The following is a 19,812-nucleotide window of genomic DNA, read 5'->3' on the forward strand; positions in this document are numbered from 1 at the left end:
ATCATGCATCCCGCTTTCTCGGTCGTCTTCTTCACCACCGCTACCGGGGCCGGCTACGGCCTGCTGGCGCTGCTCGGCCTGCTTGGCGGGCTTGGATCGATCCCCGCCGATTTCTGGCTTGGCCTTGTCGGCATGGCGCTCGCGCTCGGCCTGATCGCGGCCGGGCTCTTGTCCTCCACCGGCCATCTCGGCCGGCCCGAGCGCGCTTGGCGCGCCTTCTCGCAATGGCGCAGTTCGTGGCTGTCGCGCGAAGGCGTGGCTTCGGTGGCGACCTTCATTCCGGCCGGGCTGTTCGGCATCGGCTGGGTGTTTCTCGGCAAGAGCGGCGGCTGGGTGGCGGTCGCCGGCCTGCTGACGGCGACAGGCGCGGCTATAACCGTCTGCACGACCGGGATGATCTATGCGTCGCTCAAGCCGATCGCGCAGTGGCATAGCCGCTATACTTTGCCGGCTTATCTTATCTTCGCGGCGATGACGGGCGGTGTGCTGTTGAATGTCCTTCTCCAGGGTTTCGCGATGGGTTCGGCGGCGGTGCTGATCGGCGCGATACTTGCCACGCTCGCCGGCTGGGGCTGGAAGCTTGCGACCTGGCGGCACAACGACCGGCTGGAAATCGCGACCACTGCCAACACGGCGACAGGCCTCGCCGGCGGCACGGTGCGGTCGATCGAATGGCCGCATACGGAAGAGAACTATCTGCTCAAGGAGATGGGATTCCGCATCGCGCGCAAGCACAGCGCAAAGCTGCGGCTGATCGCGCAGGCTCTGGCTTTCGTAACGCCCGCTGTCCTGTTGGCCATAGTGTTCTTCCTGCCATGGCCTTTGGGCGCGATCGCATCCGTGCTTGCAGCCGTCGCGCAACTGGCCGGCATGCTGGTCGAGCGCTGGCTGTTCTTCGCCGAAGCCAAGCACACGGTCACGCTCTATTACGGCAGGCAGTAGGTCTCAGCCCGGCCGCAGCATCGAGCCTGAAATGGCGAAGATGCGCTCGGCGCCGAGCACATAGGCCACAAGCGTTTCCAGGCGGAACAGGCCGGCATAGGCACGGTCGAGCACGTTGAGCGAGCCGGTATAGGCGCCGAAGGCCGGCATGATCATGCGGCCGCCATCGCCGGCGAAGCAGCGCCGCCTGACCGAGCGGCCACGCTGGACGATGCGCGCGCAAGGGTGGAGATGACCGGCGATCTCACCTTCGACACGCAATTTCGACGGCTCGTGCCGGAAGAGCAGCGAGCCGATGGCGAGTTCCTTGACCGTCTCGCCGGGCAGGTCGGCTGGGGCATCCGGATCATGGTTGCCGGCGACCCAGAACCAGTCGCGTCCGGCCATCATGGCTTCCAAGCGCTCACGGAAGCTCTCATGCATGCGTTCGGCGCCGCCGCCGTCGTGGAAGGAATCGCCGAGGCTGACGACGATCCGCGGCTGGTAGTCGGCGATCACCGCCTGCAGCCGGAGCAACGTCGCGCCAGTGTCGTAAGGCGGGATCAGCGCACCGCGCCTGGCGAAGGACGAACCTTTTTCGAGATGCAGATCGGAAACCGTGAGCAAGCGAAGATCGGGGAAATAGAGCACGCCACGACGGTCGCAGACCGCGCGCTCGCCGGCGATGCCGACAAGGTCGGCCTCGGCGATCAGCGTTGCGCGCGACAGCGAAAAATTCATCCCCTCTCCGCCTTCTCTCAGTCCGCCATCTCCGGCCCCATGGCCTCTTCAACGAGGGTAGCGGCATCCATCAACAGGGCTTCATCAGCCTCGCCGTTCACCGGCATCTTGCCGATTTCGAGCATGATCGGCACCGCCAGCGGCGATATCTGTTCAAGATTCTTATGCATGATTCGACCACGGATGCGCGAGAGCATCTCGGCAAGTCTGCTGACATCGAGCAACCCGGTCGCGGCATCCGTACGGGTGGCCTGCAGCAGAATATGGTCGGGCTCGTGGCTGCGCAGCACGTCATAAATAAGGTCGGTCGAGACGGTCACCTGGCGACCGCTTTTCTCCTTGCCGGGGTGGCGCTTCTCGATCAGTCCGGAAATCAGCGCGCAATTGCGGAAGGTGCGCTTGAGCAGCCAGCTGTCGGCGAACCAGGCTTCGAGATCATCCCCAAGCATATCCTGATCAAAGAGCGCGGCCAGGGAAGGCTTCCTATTTTTGAACATCCAGGCCATGTCAGCCAGGGACCAAATAGCCAACGCGTAGTCGGTGGCGACGAAGCCTACCGGCTTCGCGCCGGCCCGATCCAGGCGGCGCGTGAGCAGCATGCCGAGCGTTTGATGCGCCAGCCTGCCTTCGAACGGATAGGCGACGAGATAAAAGCGGTTTCCGCGCGGAAACGTCTCTATCAACAGATCGTCCCGTTTCGGCAATACGGACTTGTCCGCCTGGAACCGCAGCCAATCCGCCACCTGCTCGGGCAGTTTCTTCCAGCGTTGCGGGTCATCGAGCATGGCCCGCACCTGCTCGGCGAGATAGGTCGAAAGCGGGAATTTACCGCCGCCGTAATAGGGCACTTTGGCGTCGCTGCCCGGTGCGTTCGAGACGAAGCACTCGTTTTCGCGGATACCTTCGAAGCGCAAGATCCTGCCGGCGAACATGAAAGTGTCGCCGTGGGTCAAAGTCTCCAGAAACGCTTCCTCGATCTTTCCCAGCACCCTGCCGCCGCGCGAGGCTGCCCCTCGGCTGCCAGCCTGGACATAGCGAACGTTCAGCGCCGGCACTTCTATGATGGTGCCGACATTGAGCCTGTATTGCTGGGCGACACCCGGATTTGAAACCCGCCAAAGGCCTTCCTTGTTCAAGCGGATGCGGGCATAGCGCTCGTAGTTCTTGAGCGCGTATCCGCCCGTGGCAACGAAATCGATGACCCTGTCGAAGGTTGGCCTATCCAAGCTGGTGTAAGGTGCAGCCGTCCTTACTTCATCGAACAGCGCGTCGGCATGGAACGGCGCGCCGCAGGCGCAGCCCAGCACGTGCTGTGCCAGCACATCGAGTCCGCCATTGACCAGCGGCGGCGTGTCCTGGGCGCCGAGATAGTTCGCGTCGAGCGCCGCCCGGCACTCCAGCACCTCGAAACGGTTCGCGGGAATGAGGATCGCCTTTGAAGGCTCGTCCATGCGATGGTTGGCACGACCGATACGCTGCGCCAGGCGACTGGCGCCCTTGGGGGCACCGACATGCACGACCAGATCGACATCGCCCCAGTCGATGCCGAGATCGAGCGTGGAAGTGGCGACAATGGCGCGCAGCGCGTTTTCGCCCATCGCCTTCTCGACGCGACGGCGCTGGGCGACGTCGAGCGAGCCGTGATGGAGCGCAATCGGCAAAGTGTCTTCATTGACGCGCCAAAGCTCCTGGAACAGCAGCTCGGCCTGGCTGCGGGTGTTGACGAAGAGCAGCGTGGTCTTGTGCCGCTTGATCTCACGGTAGATTTCCGGCGTGGCATAGCGCGCCGAATGGCCAGCCCAGGGCACGCGCTCCTCAGAGTCGAGGATGGAAATCTCAGGTTTCGCGCCGCCGGTGACGACGATCAGTTCGGACATCGCGCCGGGCGAAGCCTGGCTGACCAGCCAGCGCCGCAATTCGTCCGGCTCGGCTACCGTCGCCGAGAGACCTATGGTCTGCAATTCCGGAACGAACGCGCGCAGCCGCGCCAGCCCGAGCGCCAGCAGGTGCCCGCGCTTCGAGGTGACCAGCGAATGCAATTCATCGAGCACGACGTAGCGCAGATCCTCGAAGAAACGCTTTGCGTCGTTCGACGCGATCAGCAGCGCGAGTTGCTCGGGCGTGGTGAGCAGGATGTCGGGCGGCACCAATTTCTGCCGCTGGCGCTTGTGCGAAGGCGTGTCGCCGGTGCGCGTCTCGATGGTGACGGGCAGTCCGATCTCCTCGACCGGCTTGCCGAGATTTCGCTCGATGTCGACAGCCAGCGCCTTGAGCGGCGAGATGTAGAGCGTGTGGATGCCGCGGTGGGCTTGGCCCGGCTTTCGCTTTGGGCGGTTGGCCAGCTCGGTCAGCGACGGCATGAAGCCGGCCAGCGTCTTGCCGGCGCCGGTCGGCGCAATCAGCAGCACCGATTGGCCGGCTTGCGCCTTCGCAAGCAGCTCGAGCTGGTGGACGCGCGGGGACCAGCCCTTTTCGCCGAACCATTTGACGAATGGCTCAGGCAGCAGGACGGCGGCATTCCGTTCGGCGAGGCGCGGCTGCTCGGTCACGCGCAACAGGTAGCGCGACCGCAAGCAATCGCCAAGAAAAATCGGAACAAAAGGGGATCATTCTTCCCTTCTCCCCTTGTGGGAGAAGGTGGATCGGCGCGCAGCGCCGAGACGGATGAGGGGTGTTCCAGCTTGGCGCCACTTACCCCTCACCCGGATTGCCATCCGATTTGCGAAGGACAAATCGGGGCAATCCGACCTCTCCCACAGGAGGGGGAGAGGTGAAGACGCTACGGCCTCCTGAACCCAGTCGGACCGCCATAGAGATAGCCGATGCGGTCAACCGCCTCTTTCAGCCCCTCGCGCGAGACCAGCATGGTGTGGCCGTTGGCGTGGATCATGTCGCGGGCATCGGTCATGATCGCGACGTGGCCTTTCCAGAAGACGAGGTCACCGCGTTGAAGTCCTGAATAATCCGGACCCGGCTCGAACGGCGTGCCGATGCTCGCCGCCTGCATATCGGAATCGCGCAGCACTTGCCTGCCGGTCATGCGCATCGACAGTTGCACGAGGCCGGAACAGTCAATGCCGAAGCCGGAGACGCCGCCCCACAGATAGGGGGTGCCGAGGAAGTTTTCGGCGACCGTCACATAGTCGTCCGCCATGTCGTCGACCGGCCGCAGGTGTCTGGCGATGATCGCCTCCCCGGAGGGCAGCAAGGCATAATGCGTGCCGCGCGTTTCGGCCGAGCCGGTCACCGTGACGGTGGAGCCCATCGACAGTTGCCCACCTATCGGAAAGCGCAGATCCGGCCCGGGATAGAGGAAGGTGCGCGGCACCGAAACGATGTGCGTCGGCGCATGGTCGCGCTGACCAAGGAGATTGTCCGCCACATAGCCGACATAGCCGTCGCGCTCAGCCTGCACCCAGGCCCAGCCTTCGGCATCCTCGAAGACCAGCACGTCGTCGCCAAACAGCGCCTGTGTGTTCACGCCCGCATCGGGTCGCGGCGCCTTGCGCAGATCGGCGACCGATGCCGTGATCCGCGCCGGGCGGCCGATGACGAAGCGGTCGGCGGCGACCTCGCCTTTCAGCCTCGCATCGGCAAGGTCGGAGCGGAAGGCATGAAGGCGGGCATCCCTGGCGGTCAAATCGATAATCCAGTCGAATTTTTGTTGGAGCATGATCTTATCCGAAAACCGGTTCCCACTTTTCGGGATCATGCTCTAGATGGGCAGTTCGTGCGCCCTGGCGACGATACCATCGCCGAAGCGCTCGACAAAGAGCGCGCCTTCCACCGTTCGCCTGATCAGCACGTTGCGCTTGTCGAGTTCGTCGCGATGGCGCGAAACCAGCTTCAGCGCGCCCATCGTATCGAGGGCTCGGGTGATCACCGGCTTGGTGACATTGAGCTTGGCGGCCAGCCCGCGCACCGTATGGGGCGGCGGATCGAGATAGATGGTGAACAGGATCGCGGTCTGGCGCATGGTGAGATCCGGCGCGCCGTCGCGCACCTGGGCCAGCATCACCTGCTGCCACAGTCGCAAGGCCTGGCTCGGGCGCATCGAGATCGACATCGCCCAAGCATGCCGGCAAATTGTTTCGGTTCCGTTTCAGTGACGGCTTGCCCGCCTACTTGCTCCTTGGCCTCTACGCAAATCGCTGAGCGATGATCCGCTCCAGCGCGCGAATGCCTTGCGCCTCGCCGCCGGCCAGGCCGTAGGGGCGATCGGCCGGGTTCCAGGCGAAGATGTCGAAATGCGCCCAGCCGTGAGTCCTCTCGACGAAGCGCTTGAGGAAAAGCGCTGCGGTGATCGATCCGGCAAAACCGTCGGTGGTGACATTGTTGATGTCGGCAATCTTCGAAGAGAGCTTAGCATCGTAGGGACGCCACAGCGGCATGCGCCAGAGCGGATCCTCGACCGCAACGGACGCGGCGGCCAGATCGGCCGCCAGCGTCTCGTCGGCGGTGTAGAAAGGCGGCAAATCGGGTCCCAGCGCGACGCGGGCAGCACCGGTCAGCGTCGCCATGTCGATCAGCAAGGTGGGCTGCTCTTCATCGGCCAGCGCCAGCGCATCGGCCAGGATCAGCCTCCCTTCGGCGTCCGTGTTGCCGATCTCGACCGTGATGCCCTTGCGGCTGCGCAGCACGTCGCCGGGCCGGAAGGCATTGCCGGCGATCGAATTCTCGACGGCGGGAATCAGCACGCGCAACCGGACATTCAGTTTCGCCGCCATGATCAGGGAAGCGAGACCCAGCACATTGGCGGCGCCGCCCATGTCCTTCTTCATCAAAAGCATGCCCGACGACGGCTTGATGTCGAGGCCGCCGGTGTCGAAGCAGACGCCCTTGCCGACCAGCGTCACCTTCGGCGCTTCGGTCGGTCCCCAGGTCATGTCGATCAGCCGCGGCGCGCCGGTAGAGGCACGGCCGACGGCGTGGATCATCGGGAAATTTCGCGCCAGAAGATCATCGCCGTAGATCACGGAGATATCGGCGGCATGGGCGGCCGCCAGCTTCCTGGCGGCTTCTTCCAGCTCGAGCGGGCCGAGGTCGCTGGTCGGCGTGTTGACGAGGTCGCGTGCCAGGAACACGCCATCGGCGACGCGGCTGACATGCGCACGGTCGGCGCCGTCCGGAAGCGCAAAGCGCAACGCCTTGCCCGGTTTCTTGCCGTAGCGGGTGAAGACGTAGCCGCCGAGGACCAGCGCCAGCGCAGCCAGATCGGGCTCCCGCAAGTCCGAAGCAAAATGCCAATCGCCTTCAGGCAGCGCCCTTGCAAGCGCGCCGAGCGCAAGCGCGCTCTCGCCGTCGCCCGTGCCGAACAATGCGCCGCCAAGGCCTCCGCCCTCGCCCGGCAAGACCAGCGTGCGCCCGGCCTCACCGGAAAACCCGTTGGCCCTTGCCCAGGCGATGGCGGGCGGCGGCAGCGCCGCGGCTTCAAGGGCGTCCCTTGCCACCAGATAGACAGGCAAGGAGGCGTCCGGCTTTTGCTCGACGAGTTCGACAGGCATGCGATGATCTCCGGCCGAACACGACGAGTCGGCTTCTTAACGGTCCGTTAGGGTTAACAGAATATTTCTGCGGGAGGGAAGACGGCCAGCCAATGGCCGCACAGGAATGGAGACCGGGCGCCGATGCCGATCAAAGCGTTGAACCTTACAGCCAAGCGTCTGATCACCACGGCCTTCATCGCGGCACTGGCAGCCAGCGTGGCGGGTTGCGGCAGCACCAGCAGGCTCACCACCGGCTCCATATCCCGCTCCGACAGCAGGCCGCTGGAAACGATGTCGACCGGCGAACTGCACGCCGCCACATCCAGGCTCGGCGAATCCTACGCCCGCAATCCCAACGATAAGCGCATGGCGATAAATTTCGCGGCGGCCCTGCAGATGGATGGCGATGCCGATCAGTCGCTGGCCGTGATGCGCAAGCTGGCGATCGCCTACCCCAAGGATCGTGAGGTGCTTGCCGCCTATGGCAAGGCGCTCGCCGCCAACGGGCAGTTCGAGCCGGCGCTCGACGCCGTGCGCCGCGCCCAGACGCCCGAATATCCGGACTGGAAGCTGGTCTCGGCGGAAGCCGCCATTCTCGACCAGATGGGCCAGAAAGACGAAGCGCGGCAGAACTACAGGAAGGCACTGGAACTCAAGCCGAACGAGCCTTCGGTGCTGTCCAATCTCGGCATGTCCTATGTTCTCGAAGGCGACCTGCGCACCGCCGAGACCTATATGCGTTCGGCCGCGCAACAGCCCGGCGCCGACAGCCGGGTGCGACAGAACCTCGCGCTTGTGGTGGGCCTGCAGGGCCGCTTCGACGAGGCCGAGAAGATCGCCTCGCAGGAGCTTTCGCCGGAGCAGGCCCAGGCCAACGTCGCCTATCTGCGCCAGATGCTTGCCCAGCAGAACGCCTGGAGCCAGCTGAAGGATCAGGACAAGAACAAGGCGAAAGTCGCCACGAACTGACCGCGTACGGCGCTGTCTATCTCTTTGTTTTGACGCAATTCCTGACGGAAAACCGAGTCACGCTTTTCCTGGAATTGCTCTGGGCGCCGATCACTGCTGGAGATAAAAAGCCGCGCGGACCACGCGCGGCTTTTTGACTGATGCGAACGGGCTCGCCTACTGGCTCGAGGAACTGTGCTGGTCGCCGAAGACACCACGCTGGCTGACCTGGATGCCAGCCGGGCCCAGAATGATGGCGAATAGGACCGGCAGGAAGAACAGGATCATCGGCACGGTGAGCTTGGGCGGAAGTGCCGCGGCCTTCTTCTCGGCCGCATTCATGCGCATGTCGCGGCTTTCCGAGGCGAGCACGCGCAGCGCGTGCGCCACCGGCGTGCCGTAGCGTTCGGCCTGGACCAGGGCCTGCGACACCGACTTCACCGATTCCAGGCCGGTGCGGCTTGCCAGGTTCTCATAAGCGATCTTGCGATCCTGCAGATAGGACAACTCGGCATTGGTGAGCACGAATTCTTCGGCAAGCGCCACCGACTGCGCGCCGATTTCGTCGGCAACCCTGCGCAAGGCCGCTTCCACCGACATGCCGGATTCGACGCAGATCAGCATCAGGTCGAGCGCGTCAGGCCACGCCAGCTGGATCGACTGCTTGCGCTTGGTCGCGCGGTTGTTGACATAGAGGATGGGCGCGTAGAAGCCGCCATAAGCGACGACGACACAGACGAACAGCTTGACGAACGCCGGCTGCTGCGGCAGGCCGCCGAGCACGAACAGGTAGATCGCCGCCAGGGCAAAGCCGACGAATGGCAGAACGAGGCGGAAGAAGAGGAAACGCGTCATCGGGTTCTGGCCGCGAAAGCCCGCGACCTTGAGCTTCTGGATCGTGTTTTCGTCGGCAAGCGCGCGCCTGAGATCCAGGCGGTCGACGATGTTGCGCATGCCGATGGACTGCTCCTCGCGCAGACCCTTGCGGCGGCGGTCGGCTTCGTTGGCAAGACGCTGGCGCTGCTTGGCGCGCAGTTCGTCGCGTTCGAGCGCCACGGTTTTCATGCGCGACTTGAGCGAAGTGCCGCCGAGCGCGGGCATGAGGGTGAAGACGGTCGCAAACACGGCGATGCCGACCAGCAGCGCGATCAGGAAGGAAGGATCGGTGAGTGTTTTGACGACCTGCTCTGTCACTGGATCCGCGCCCCTACACTTCGAAGTTCATCATCTTGCGCATCACCAGGATGCCGATCGACATCCAGACACCCGAACAGCCGAGAATCAGGTTACCGACGTTGGTGGTGAACAGCGGCATGATATAGGTCGGGCTTGTCAGATAGACGAGGACGGCGACGACGAAAGGCAAGGCGCCGATGATGACGGCGGATGCCTTGGCTTCCATCGACAGCGCCTGGACCTTGGCCTTCATCTTCTTGCGGTCGCGCAGCACACGCGAAAGGTTGCCCAGCGCCTCGGACAGGTTACCGCCGGCCTGTGACTGGATCTGGATGACGATGCCGAAGAAGCCGGCCTCGCTGCACGGCATGGTCTCGGACATGCGCAAGGCGGCGTCGGGCACCGACATGCCCAGCTGCTGGGAATCGACGATGCGGCGGAACTCGGACCGGACCGGTTCTGGCGACTCTGTGGCGATCAGGCGGATCGCGTCGTTGAGCGGCAGACCGGACTTGACCGCGCGTACGATGATGTCGAGCGCGTTCGGGAACTCCTCCAGGAAGGCTTTGACGCGACGCGTGCGGCGAAACGTAACGAACCAGCGCGGCAGGCCGAGGCCCCCCACCAGCAGGGCACCGGGCAGAGCCCAAAGAGGCGCGCCGAGGAAAAAGAGAATGGCCGTCAGGACGATGCTGCAGACGGCGGAGTAGATGTAGAAACGCTCGATCGGAACCTGCATGCCGGCCTGGCGGATCTGGACCCTCAGCGGCGGTTTCTTGACGTTGCGATCGTTGGCCTTCTGCTTCTCGTCGAGCTGCTTGAGCGAGTCCTGAAGACTTTTGCGCCGCTTGACCGCTTCCGAGGCGCGGTCGCGCGTGGCTTTCACCACGGACCGGTCGGTTTCGGCTGTCTTGATGGTCTGAAGCCGCTTGCCGGCCTGCTTCTCGTTGTCGATGCGCGTGAACAGGAAAGCATAGGCTATCGCGCCTGCGCTGAAGCCGGCAAGCACGATGAAAGCCAGTACGGTGGTGTCAATTCCGAACATCGACCGGTATCCCTGAGCGTTTCATCGTTTCACGGAAACGACGAACCGCTCTATCTCTTTAATTTCACGCAATTCCGGACGGAAAGTTACGGCGAAGTCGCCGAGCCCGGCCGTTTCACACTTTTCCTGGAATTGCTCTAGACCTCCAGCTGCATCAGTCAGCGCGTTTCTCCATCGCCTCGAGCGCATTGGCGAGACGTTGTTCCTCGGCATAATAGCGGGCGCGGTCCCAGAAATGCGGGCGGCCGATGCCCGTCGACACATGCTCGCCGACCAGCCGGCCGCTCGAGTCCTCGCCCTTGATGTTGTAGAGGACAAGATCCTGGGTGATGATGACGTCGCCTTCCATGCCGACCACCTCGGTGATGTGGGTGATGCGGCGCGAGCCGTCGCGCAGGCGGGCCGCCTGGATGATAACGTCGATCGAGCCGACCACGATCTCGCGCACAGTGCGCTGCGGCAGCGAATAGCCGCCCATGGCGATCATCGATTCGATACGGTTGAGGCATTCGCGCGGGCTGTTCGAGTGGATCGTTCCCATCGAGCCGTCGTGACCGGTGTTCATCGCCTGCAGCAGGTCGAACACTTCCGGTCCGCGCACTTCGCCGACGATGATCCGCTCCGGACGCATGCGCAGGCAGTTCTTGACCAGGTCGCGCATGGTCACTTCGCCCTCGCCCTCGAGATTGGGCGGCCGGGTTTCGAGACGGACCACATGCGGCTGCTGCAGCTGCAGTTCCGCCGAATCCTCGCAGGTGATGACGCGCTCCTCGCGGTCGATATAGTTGGTCAGGCAGTTGAGCAGCGTCGTCTTGCCGGAGCCGGTACCGCCTGAGATGACGACATTACAGCGGACGCGGCCTATGATCTTGAGGATTTCCGCGCCTTGCGGCGAGATGGCGCCGAACTTGACCAGCTGATCCAGCGTCAGCTTGTCCTTCTTGAACTTGCGGATGGTGAGCGCGGTGCCGTCGATCGAGAGCGGCGGCGCGATGACGTTGACGCGCGAGCCGTCGGGAAGACGCGCGTCGCAGATCGGGCTCGATTCATCGACGCGGCGGCCAACCTGGCTGACGATGCGCTGGCAGATGTTGAGCAGCTGCTGATTGTCGCGGAAGCGGACGCCGGTCTGTTCGACCCTGCCGTTGACTTCGATGTAGACGTTCTTGGAGCCGTTGACCATGATGTCGGCTATGTCGTCGCGGGCAAGCAGCGGCTCCAGCGGTCCATAGCCCAGAACGTCATTGCAGATGTCTTCGAGCAGCTCTTCCTGCTCGGAGATCGACATCGCGAAGTTCTTGATCGCGATGATGTCATTGACGATGTCGCGGATTTCCTCGCGCGCGCTCTCGGGATCGAGCTTGGCGAGCTGCGACAGGTCGATCGTATCGATGAGCGCGGAAAAAACCTGGCTCTTGGTGTCGTAGTAGAGTTCGCTGCGCTCGCGCTGGACCCTTTTCGGCGGCTCTGACGCCATCGGCGGCGCCTCGACGGGACGGCGAGGCGCCGGCGCGGCCGGCGCGCTGGACGTCGGCGCGGCCGGCCGCTCGGCCGTCATCGTTCCCGTTGAAGCGGCAGCGGCGGGAGCAGATGCCGGCGGACGGAATTCGGGCGTTGCCCGGTTGCCGTCGTCCTTGCCTCTTTTACCAAACATGATCGACTACCCGATGCCGCTCAATCAGCGTCACTTCTTGTTGCGCGAGAGCTTGCCGAGGATGGAGCCCAGGCCCGCCTTCTTCTTTGCCTTGATTTCGCTGCGTCCGGTCAGGACATGCGCTATCTCATTGATGGTGGTGACGACCGGGCTCTTGGCGTCCATCTCGCTGAGCATGCGGCCGTTGTTGGAGGCATTGCCGAACAGCAACGGTTCGAAGTTGATCACGGCCATGGGCGTGATGCCGAGCGGTTCGGCGAAATCGGAAGCCGCGATCTCGGGCCGTTTCGGCACACCTGCCTGGTTGATGATCAGCTTCGGCGGCGGATCGTTCGGACGCAGCCGCTTCAGCATATCCACCATGTTCTTGGTGTTGCGAAGATTTGCGAGCTCGGGCGTGGCGGTGATGACTATCTCGTCGGCCTTGATCAGCGTGCTCTTCGTCCATCCGCTCCAGACGTGAGGGATATCGAGCACAAGCAAAGGCGCGCTGCGCTGCGCCGTCTCGATGATCTGCGAGAACGCCTCGGCATCGAAATCATAGACGCGCTCCAGCGTGGAGGGAGCAGCAAGCAGCGACAGATGCTCGGCGCATTGCGCGAGCAAGCGGTCGAGATAGACCTCATCGACCCGCTCAGGCGAAAACACGGCCTCGGCGATGCCTTGCGCCGGGTCCTGATCGAAATTGATGTTGGCGGTGCCGAAGGCGAGATCGAGATCGGCGATGACGACTTCGGATTTGAACAGTGACGACATCGCCCAGGCGACATTGTGAGCGATGGTCGATGAGCCGACGCCGCCCTTGGCTCCGATGAAAGCGATCGAGCGGCCGATCGGCTCCGATTCAGGATCGACGAAGATCGACGACACGACGCTGACGATGTCGGTCATCGAGACCGGCGCGATGACATATTCTGAAATGCCCGAACGGATAAGCTCGCGGTAGAGCCCGACATCGTTGTAGTGGCCGATGACCACGACCTTGGAGGACGGATCGCAGTATTCCGAGAGCTGGCCGAGTTGTTCGAGCAGCTGCTGCGGCTCGCTGCGCGATTCCAGCAGGATCAGGTTCGGTGTCGGCGCGGACTGGTAGAACTCGATCGCGGTCGGGACGCCGCCCATGTGGACCTTGAGATGGGCCTTGGCCATGCGGCGGTCTTCACCCGCGCGCTCCACGGGGTTGGCGACGCCTTCGGTCTCGCAGAAGGCCTGGATCGAAATGCGCGGCACCGGACGCAGCGCCTGCATGGCGGCGATGTCCTGCTGCGAAAGGTCGCCGGTTTCCGCGGGCGTGTCGTAGGCAAGATTGCTCATCGTCATGCTCTTTCCGTCGTCTGGCGCGGCTCAGTACGTCACTTCAGAACCGCCGAGGAATTCGCCGGTGATGCCCCTCGCGCGGTACTTGTCGATGACCGCGCCGCGGTTTTCGGCATCGATGTCGGACTGCTTGCGCGGCCCGAGCAGATCGTTGGGATTGGCCACCTGGGCCGCGAGGTTGTTCTGATAGGAGCACCCGAAATCGGCATAGTGCTTGTTTTCCGACGTCTCCGTCAGGTCATCGGGCCAACGCCCGCATTTGTCGGTCTGGGCCCGCACTGCGACGAAGGCGACGCGCACCGGCGCCGACGCCTCCGGCACAGCCGACTGATAGGATGTCATGACGATACGGTTGCGCTTGACGCCCGCCGCCATGGCGAGCCTGGCAAAATCGCGGCCTGCCGCCCGGGCGGCAATCTCGTTGGCGGAGCCGGCCGGCATGGCGATCGTCAGCGTCGGCGCGGCGCTCTTGTCGTAACCGTCGAGAAAGCCGAGCAGCGTGTCGCGCTGGGCACCTGTCATGCCGCGATCGCCGGCGCCGACCGGCAGGTCGATCTTCTGGTTCTTCTCGGCAATGACGATCGGATGGGTCGTGCGGTAATCGTCCGGGACTGACCCGACCGTGATGCTGTCGCGATTGGCGCAGCCGGCAAGCGACGCCGCAAGGGCGATCGCCAGCGCCGGGATCACCTGCAGACGGATTCTCGCGATACCGGATGCGGTCCGAACTGTCATGACTTTCGATGCTGACTTGGACATATCCGCATTCCCACTCATTTGTAGATGAAGCCGACGACGCCGTGGTAACGGCCGGGCGGCCTGTCGGTCTGCATGGTGCCGTAGACGCGGTTGACGCGGCCGAGGAACATGCCGGCGCCGTCGCTCGCCGGATTGAAATTGTCATCCGGCTTGGCGAGGTCGTTGCGCGCCACCGGCCGCGACAGATAGGGCGTGATGATGATGACGAGCTCGCTCTCGTTGCGGACGAAATCGCGGCTGCGGAACAGCGCGCCGAGCACCGGGATTTTTGTTAACCCGGGCAAGCCGTCGACAGCCTGCCGGACATCGTCGCGGACGAGGCCGGCGATCATCATCGAGCCGCCGGAAGGCAATTCGACCGTCGTATCCGCCAAGCGTTTGCGCAGCGATATGATATTCGTGTCGCCCAACGCGAACGAGCCTTCCGTAGTCGGCTCCGAAACCGCGGTTCTTACCTTCAGGCTGATACGGCCGGCAGACAATACCACGGGCTGGAATTCCAACCCGATGCCGTATTCGACCTTGTCTGCCGTCCATGTCCTTTCGCCGGTCTGATTGTCTGTCGATTTGTTGTTGGTGACGGTACTCACCATGTTGTATTCGCCACCGACCTTGAACGTCGCCTTCTCGCCCGACACGGCCGTCAGTGTCGGCTCCGCCAGTGTCTTCATGACGCCGGACTGCTCCATGGCGTTGATAGTGCCTTGCAGGGACGAACTTTTGATGTTGAAGCCTGAATTAGACAGCGGCTTGCCGAGGCCGGGATAGGTGTCGACGGCGGAGCCAAAGGTTATGCCGTTGGCGCTGCCGTTACCCACCATGTTCACACCGAGTTGCTTCATCACGGAGCGGCTCACCTCGGCGACGGTCACCTTCAGCGTCACCTGATCGTCGCCGATGATCTGCAACAGGTTGACGATCTTCGAGACCCGGCGCTGCTGGTCGGGGTTGTTGATGTCGACGCCGCCATTGACCGAGCCACCGGCGGCAGTCTGCGAATACTGACCCGTCGTCGCTTCACCGCCGGATACGAAGATGGTCGCCAGGTCGACCGCACGCTTGGCGTCGAGAGGCGTGTCGACCATGCCCGTCAGGACGACGTTGTCATTGAGAAGCTCGACCTTGATCTGCGAGGACGGGATGAAGCGCTTCAGATAGTCCTCCAGCCCGGCGACGTCGCGTTCGACGGCCAGATCCAGGCTGACGATCTGCTCGCCATTGGGGCCGAAAACAAAGATGTTGGTTTCGCCGACCGCCTTGCCGAACAGGTAGATGCGCCGCGCCGTGCGGGTCACGGCATCGGCAACCGCCGGATTGGCGACAAGGATATCATAGGCGTCGCTTGGCAGGTCGATGACCACCGATTTGTTGAGGCCGAGCTTGACGCGCTGCGTGGCGACGGAAGCCGATACGCCGGCACTCGCGGCCTTGGCTTCGGCCAAGCCCACGGCGTTGGTGCCGAGCAGGAACAGGCCGATCGCCGCGGCCGCCAAGAAGGGCAGCAGTTTACCGTCTCGCCTCATTTCCTTGCTCCTACCTCGGAAACCTCACCCGACTTGATCAGCCGCACCGTTCCGCGTCGACCATTGCCGTTGACCAGGTAGTCGGCTTCGCCCGTATTCTTGTCATGGATGTCGGTGATCGGACGCAACGCCAGGGTCAGGCGGTCCGCCATCTGCTGCGCCACGGTGATGATCTCGGCCTGCTGCGGCGTCAGCTCCAGCGTCGCGGTCTGGCCGACCCTGGTCTTCTTGCCTTCCTCGTCTTCCTGGATGGTCTGGTCGATGGCCAGCACGCGGATGTTCTTGAGGATCGTCTCGGTGTTGAAGCCGGTGCCGCCATTGCCGGTGTCGGCGCGGCGGGTCATGATGACATCGACGAAGTCGTTGGGCAGGATGAAGCCGCCGGCGGAGGTATCGGCCGATATCGCAGTGGCGACTGCGCGCATCCCGGAAGGCAGGATCGACGACATGAAGCTCTGCCCCTCGCCGACCAGCTTGGAGCGTCGCAGCGGCTCGCCCGTATACATGGCGACGCGCGCGACCGAGCCCTTGAGCTTTTCGATCGCATCCGGTTCGGCGGCGCGGGTGATGAAATTGGCATTGACGCCGTCGGCCGGCCATTCTTCCCAACTGATGTTGTTGGCGAGCTGGCTGCCCATCGGCACGTCGCCGGAAAGCACCAGCACATCCTGCAACGCGATCGCCGGCTGCTTGGGCCCATCGACAATGAGCTGAGGCGCAGGCGCCACGACCATGTTCTTCGCGACATAGCCTGCACCACCCGCCGCCACCGCGGCCACGCCCAGAATGATCAATCGGGATGCTGGCATTCGTCCGAAACCCTCGCCTCGTGGCAACCACCCTCGCCAGGCCGGACTTTGCAACCGCAATCGTCAAAACAAGGTTAATGCAATGCTTACGATCGTGATTAATTTAAGGTTTACTCAAATTGGAACGAACCGCTTGCCGTTAACGAAAAAAGGCGGCCTTGCCGCCTCGTTAGCCAGTTCTCGTCGACGGGGCGAACTAAAGCGCGTCGCGCTGAACCGGATTCAGGCGACGCGCTTTAAGTCTTTGTTTTTATGCATGTCGTTGTCCCAGAACCGCTGCACACTTCTGGTCGACATGCATTAGGCAGTGAGCCTCTCCAGCGCCCAGACCATTAGCGGGGATTCCGGAAAGGTGATGAGCCCGCCGAGCCCCAGCGCGACACCATAAGGAACACCTACCCTCTCGTCGGCGAAATGGCGCAGGAAGCGGTTGTGGCCGGTGTAGGCCGCAAGCGGCGATTTTCGGTAGACCAGAATGGCGATCGTCAGCAGGCCGCCGATCAGTGTCGAAGTCACCAGATAGCCGACGAGATTGATGTTGAGCCCCATCCAGACGGCCGTCGCCGCCAGAAGCTTGGCATCACCCCCGCCCATGCCGCCGAGCGCGAACAGGCCGAATGTCACTGCCAGCACCAGGGCACCTGCCGCGAAGTGCCAGCCATAGGTGGCCCAGTCCATTCCGGTCAACGGAGCGATCAGGGCGAATGTCGCCAGAAGCAGCACCGGCACCCGGTTGGCGATCGTCATCGACAGCGTGTCCGAGATCGCCGCGAACAGCATGCAGAAAGGAAAGACGACGAAGATCACAGCTTCAAGCATCGACGCGGCGCCCGTGGAAAACTCTCGGCCTGCACCCTAGGCATATCCGATTAACGATTGATGAGACGGGGGCGCTCTTAAAGCGCGCCGCGACGAAACGAATTCAAGCGACGCGTTTTAAGTCTTTGTTTGATGCATGTCGTTCTCCCAAGACCGCTGCGCACTTTTGGGCGACATGCATTGGTGGCCCGTATCAAACAAGAAGGGCCGCCCTTTGGCGGCCCTCTTTGCTAGACAAGGAGGTTTCCGTTTATCACGGAGCCGTGCCGGTGTTGACGGCGCCTGCGATGGCGACGAACTTGGCATTCAGGGCGCCGCCGAGCTGGCTGGCGCCGACCATGATGGCGAGCGCGATGAGAGCAGCGATCAGACCGTATTCGATAGCGGTCGCGCCGGATTCGTCCTTCACAAAACGTGCAATGAGATTAGACATTCGAGAGCTCCTACTCCACGTGTTACAGCACTTCCGTCAACTTCTCTTCACGGTTGATCGGATGCTGCAAATCTAGGGAGAAGCCCTTTCAATCGGCTTAATAAACAGCCTTACCGATTCCTTTCCGATGGCGAACGCGTTGCGTGGTTAACCGTGACCTAAACACTGTCAGGCAGCATGGGATCCCGGAAAACGGCGGAAACCGGCGGCTCCTGCAATATTGCTAAAACAGCGAGCTCCATTGATGCGCAAGGCATGGGAAGCCGATCCTCCATCGTGGCCAGGCACGGTTTAACCGTTGGTTCACCAATCTCGTTCATGTTCCGTTGAAGAATCTGCCCGCCGGGAGCGCTTCCATGACCTTGTCCAGATCGCTGTTTCCAGTCGCCGCGCTGCTGGCAACTGCCGCCTTGGTCATGCCGGCCATGGCCGGCGCGGGGATAGAAGTCACCATGAACCAGGCAAAGATCGTCAAATTGTCACGCGCGGCCGACACGGTCGTCGTCGGCAATCCGCTGATCGCCGACGCCTCCGTGCAGGACGCCTCGACCATCGTTCTCACCGGCAAAGGTTTTGGCGTCACCAATCTGGTCGTGCTCGACTCGGACGGCAGCCCGATCATCGATGAACAGGTGACCGTCGTGCGACAGGCCGCGTCCTCGGTACGCATCTACAGGCGCGCCGAAATCCAGACCATGTCCTGCACGCCCTATTGCGAGAGTGCGTTCAAGACCGAGGCCGAGAAGACTTCCGAATCCGAAATGAGCGCCGCGCACTGAGCCCAAACAAGGGCGACCCGCAGGCGTTAAAGACAGCTTAAAGCTTGCGCGGCGAATTTATCGATCATCCAAACCGGCCCTCAATGGGTTTTCGCTAACCTTGCCGCCGTACCGCTATGGGATCGGCAGGAAACGCAAAATGAGCAAGGATGCCACATCCGGCAACGGCATGGACAGCAAGGCGCGCGCCAAATTCCGCCCCGGCTTCTTCAGCGACAGACGCGGCAGCACGGCGATGGAATTCGCGATGCTGGCCGTCCCGTTCGCGCTTCTCGTCTTCGCCATCCTCGAGAGCTGCATTTCGTTCGCCGGCCAGGAGGTGATGGCCAACATCACCGACGATGTCGCCCGCCAGTTGCGGACAGGGCAGCTTCAGAAGTCGAACGTCACCGAGGCCTCCATCAAGCAACTGATCTGCACCAGGCTGGAGATTATCGTGGCCAAGGACTGCCCTGGATTGCTGGTGGATCTGCGCGAATATTCAAGCTTCGCGGACGCCGCCACGGCAGGCTACAGAATAAATGGCGACCAAATCGTGCTGACGCAAAGCGGAAGCGACAAGACCTTCACGATTTCGCCCGGGCTGGCCGAATCGATCAACATGCTGCGGGTGTTCTACAAATGGCCGGTGATGACTGATCTCCTGGCCAAACAGATGCAGAATTTCACTGACGGCACCACGCTGCATTTCGCGTCCGTAACCTGGCAGAACGAACCGTTCGACAACAACTGAGACTGGTGGACGGCTGAGACTGCGGCGATCTGGAGGATAGGATGTACCGTGCGGGGGCACATTGGGGGATTTCGGCCATCGTGGCGCGAGCCAGGCGGTTTGGCCGCGATCGGCGCGGCGTCGCGGCGATCGAGTTCGCGTTCATCGTTCCGGTGCTGCTCATCATGTATTTCATCACGATGGAAGCCTCGCAGGCCATCGAGACCAGCAAGAAGGTCAGCCGCATCGGCAGCATGGTGGCTGATCTCGTGACGCAGCAGCAAGCGGTCATGAAGGCGAACCTCGATGCCATCATGAAGATCGGCAGCACGACGCTTCTGCCCTACAACCGCTCGGATCCGACGATCAACATCACCGCCATACAGATGTCGGACGAGGCGTCGCCGACAGTGAAGGTGGTGTGGTCGCGCAAGCTGGTGGGCAACACCTACAGCGCCGATGCCAAGCCCGGCGACACCACGACTGTCCCCTCGACGCTGATAGTCCGCAACACTTTCCTAATTCGTGTGGAAAGCGATCTCGGCTATACACCGGTCATCGCCTGGAGCGCGACCGATGAAAAAGCGAAATCGTTTGGATTGCTGTCGACCTTCAGCCACATAAACATGAGCGAGACTTATTATCTCAGGCCTCGCCGGAGTCCGACGATCCCTTGCAGCGACTGCTGAC

At 62.7% G+C, this 19,812-nt stretch carries 20 protein-coding genes; 6 read left to right on the forward strand and 14 right to left on the reverse strand.

Going from position 1 to position 19,812, the window contains the following annotated elements:
• Nucleotides 1-3 precede the first annotated feature (3 nt).
• Complete coding sequence (locus tag ACWGS9_RS01400) at nt 4-942, forward strand: dimethyl sulfoxide reductase anchor subunit family protein (RefSeq protein WP_454503542.1); 939 nt, start codon at nt 4-6, stop codon at nt 940-942.
• Between the two features lie 3 nt (nt 943-945).
• On the opposite strand, the gene pdeM is transcribed toward ACWGS9_RS01400, so the two are convergent.
• From pdeM to ACWGS9_RS01425, 5 genes are all read right to left on the reverse strand, one after another.
• Nucleotides 946-1,662, reverse strand: a complete 717-nt coding sequence (pdeM, locus tag ACWGS9_RS01405) for a ligase-associated DNA damage response endonuclease PdeM (protein WP_454503543.1) — start codon at nt 1,660-1,662, stop codon at nt 946-948.
• Nucleotides 1,663-1,679: 17 nt separating this feature from the next.
• Complete coding sequence (locus tag ACWGS9_RS01410) at nt 1,680-4,211, reverse strand: ligase-associated DNA damage response DEXH box helicase (protein ID WP_454503644.1); 2,532 nt, start codon at nt 4,209-4,211, stop codon at nt 1,680-1,682.
• Nucleotides 4,212-4,441: 230 nt separating this feature from the next.
• A complete protein-coding gene (locus ACWGS9_RS01415; protein WP_454503645.1) occupies nt 4,442-5,302 on the reverse strand; it encodes a C40 family peptidase in 861 nt (286 codons plus the stop codon).
• Nucleotides 5,303-5,377: 75 nt separating this feature from the next.
• On the reverse strand, nt 5,378-5,728 hold the full coding sequence (locus ACWGS9_RS01420; protein WP_140782196.1) for a MarR family winged helix-turn-helix transcriptional regulator: 351 nt from the start codon (nt 5,726-5,728) through the stop codon (nt 5,378-5,380).
• A gap of 73 nt (nt 5,729-5,801) precedes the next feature.
• Complete coding sequence (locus tag ACWGS9_RS01425) at nt 5,802-7,166, reverse strand: leucyl aminopeptidase family protein (RefSeq protein ID WP_454503544.1); 1,365 nt, start codon at nt 7,164-7,166, stop codon at nt 5,802-5,804.
• A gap of 123 nt (nt 7,167-7,289) precedes the next feature.
• On the opposite strand from ACWGS9_RS01425, the gene ACWGS9_RS01430 reads away from it, so the two are divergent.
• Nucleotides 7,290-8,117: a tetratricopeptide repeat protein gene (locus tag ACWGS9_RS01430; protein WP_454503545.1), complete on the forward strand. Its 828-nt coding sequence runs from the start codon at nt 7,290-7,292 to the stop codon at nt 8,115-8,117.
• Nucleotides 8,118-8,273: 156 nt separating this feature from the next.
• Here the strand turns inward: ACWGS9_RS01430 and ACWGS9_RS01435 are convergent, their stop codons facing one another.
• The 7 genes from ACWGS9_RS01435 to cpaB all read right to left on the reverse strand — a co-directional run bounded on the left by ACWGS9_RS01435 (nt 8,274) and on the right by cpaB (nt 16,379).
• Nucleotides 8,274-9,290, reverse strand: coding sequence for a type II secretion system F family protein (locus tag ACWGS9_RS01435; RefSeq protein WP_454503546.1), 1,017 nt, complete (start codon nt 9,288-9,290; stop codon nt 8,274-8,276).
• 13 nt (nt 9,291-9,303) lie between these two features.
• Nucleotides 9,304-10,317: a type II secretion system F family protein gene (locus ACWGS9_RS01440; RefSeq protein WP_454503547.1), complete on the reverse strand. Its 1,014-nt coding sequence runs from the start codon at nt 10,315-10,317 to the stop codon at nt 9,304-9,306.
• A 154-nt stretch (nt 10,318-10,471) separates the two neighbouring features.
• Complete coding sequence (locus tag ACWGS9_RS01445) at nt 10,472-11,971, reverse strand: CpaF family protein (RefSeq protein WP_454503548.1); 1,500 nt, start codon at nt 11,969-11,971, stop codon at nt 10,472-10,474.
• A 30-nt stretch (nt 11,972-12,001) separates the two neighbouring features.
• Nucleotides 12,002-13,285: an AAA family ATPase gene (locus ACWGS9_RS01450; protein ID WP_454503646.1), complete on the reverse strand. Its 1,284-nt coding sequence runs from the start codon at nt 13,283-13,285 to the stop codon at nt 12,002-12,004.
• Between the two features lie 30 nt (nt 13,286-13,315).
• Entirely contained in the window at nt 13,316-14,047 is a 732-nt protein-coding gene (locus tag ACWGS9_RS01455) for a CpaD family pilus assembly protein (RefSeq protein ID WP_454503549.1), read from the reverse strand.
• Nucleotides 14,048-14,061: 14 nt separating this feature from the next.
• Entirely contained in the window at nt 14,062-15,570 is a 1,509-nt protein-coding gene (locus ACWGS9_RS01460) for a type II and III secretion system protein family protein (protein ID WP_454503550.1), read from the reverse strand.
• Nucleotides 15,567-16,379 (reverse strand): Flp pilus assembly protein CpaB, encoded by an 813-nt coding sequence (cpaB, locus tag ACWGS9_RS01465; protein ID WP_454503551.1) that lies wholly within the window; start codon nt 16,377-16,379, stop codon nt 15,567-15,569. Before cpaB ends, ACWGS9_RS01460 begins: the two co-directional genes overlap by 4 nt.
• Between cpaB and ACWGS9_RS01470 the strand changes: the two genes are divergently transcribed.
• On the forward strand, nt 16,357-16,683 hold the full coding sequence (locus ACWGS9_RS01470) for a hypothetical protein (protein WP_454503652.1): 327 nt from the start codon (nt 16,357-16,359) through the stop codon (nt 16,681-16,683). The genes cpaB and ACWGS9_RS01470 overlap by 23 nt on opposite strands.
• Here ACWGS9_RS01470 and ACWGS9_RS01475 read toward each other — a convergent pair.
• Both ACWGS9_RS01475 and ACWGS9_RS01480 read right to left on the reverse strand, forming a co-directional pair.
• Nucleotides 16,680-17,198 (reverse strand): A24 family peptidase, encoded by a 519-nt coding sequence (locus ACWGS9_RS01475; RefSeq protein ID WP_454503552.1) that lies wholly within the window; start codon nt 17,196-17,198, stop codon nt 16,680-16,682. The genes ACWGS9_RS01470 and ACWGS9_RS01475 overlap by 4 nt on opposite strands.
• Nucleotides 17,199-17,451: 253 nt before the next feature.
• Nucleotides 17,452-17,631 (reverse strand): Flp family type IVb pilin, encoded by a 180-nt coding sequence (locus ACWGS9_RS01480; protein WP_040973431.1) that lies wholly within the window; start codon nt 17,629-17,631, stop codon nt 17,452-17,454.
• A 356-nt stretch (nt 17,632-17,987) separates the two neighbouring features.
• Here ACWGS9_RS01480 and ACWGS9_RS01485 point away from each other — a divergent pair, with 356 nt between their 5' ends.
• The 3 genes from ACWGS9_RS01485 to ACWGS9_RS01495 all read left to right on the forward strand — a co-directional run bounded on the left by ACWGS9_RS01485 (nt 17,988) and on the right by ACWGS9_RS01495 (nt 19,811).
• Nucleotides 17,988-18,410, forward strand: a complete 423-nt coding sequence (locus tag ACWGS9_RS01485; protein WP_454503553.1) for a pilus assembly protein N-terminal domain-containing protein — start codon at nt 17,988-17,990, stop codon at nt 18,408-18,410.
• A gap of 139 nt (nt 18,411-18,549) precedes the next feature.
• Nucleotides 18,550-19,143 carry a TadE/TadG family type IV pilus assembly protein gene (locus tag ACWGS9_RS01490; protein ID WP_454503554.1) on the forward strand — a complete coding sequence of 198 codons (594 nt, stop codon included), beginning with the start codon at nt 18,550-18,552 and terminating at the stop codon, nt 19,141-19,143.
• A 41-nt stretch (nt 19,144-19,184) separates the two neighbouring features.
• Nucleotides 19,185-19,811, forward strand: a complete 627-nt coding sequence (locus ACWGS9_RS01495; protein ID WP_454503555.1) for a TadE/TadG family type IV pilus assembly protein — start codon at nt 19,185-19,187, stop codon at nt 19,809-19,811.
• Nucleotide 19,812 lies beyond the last annotated feature (1 nt).

This window comes from Mesorhizobium sp. Arg314 (genome assembly GCF_053714275.1).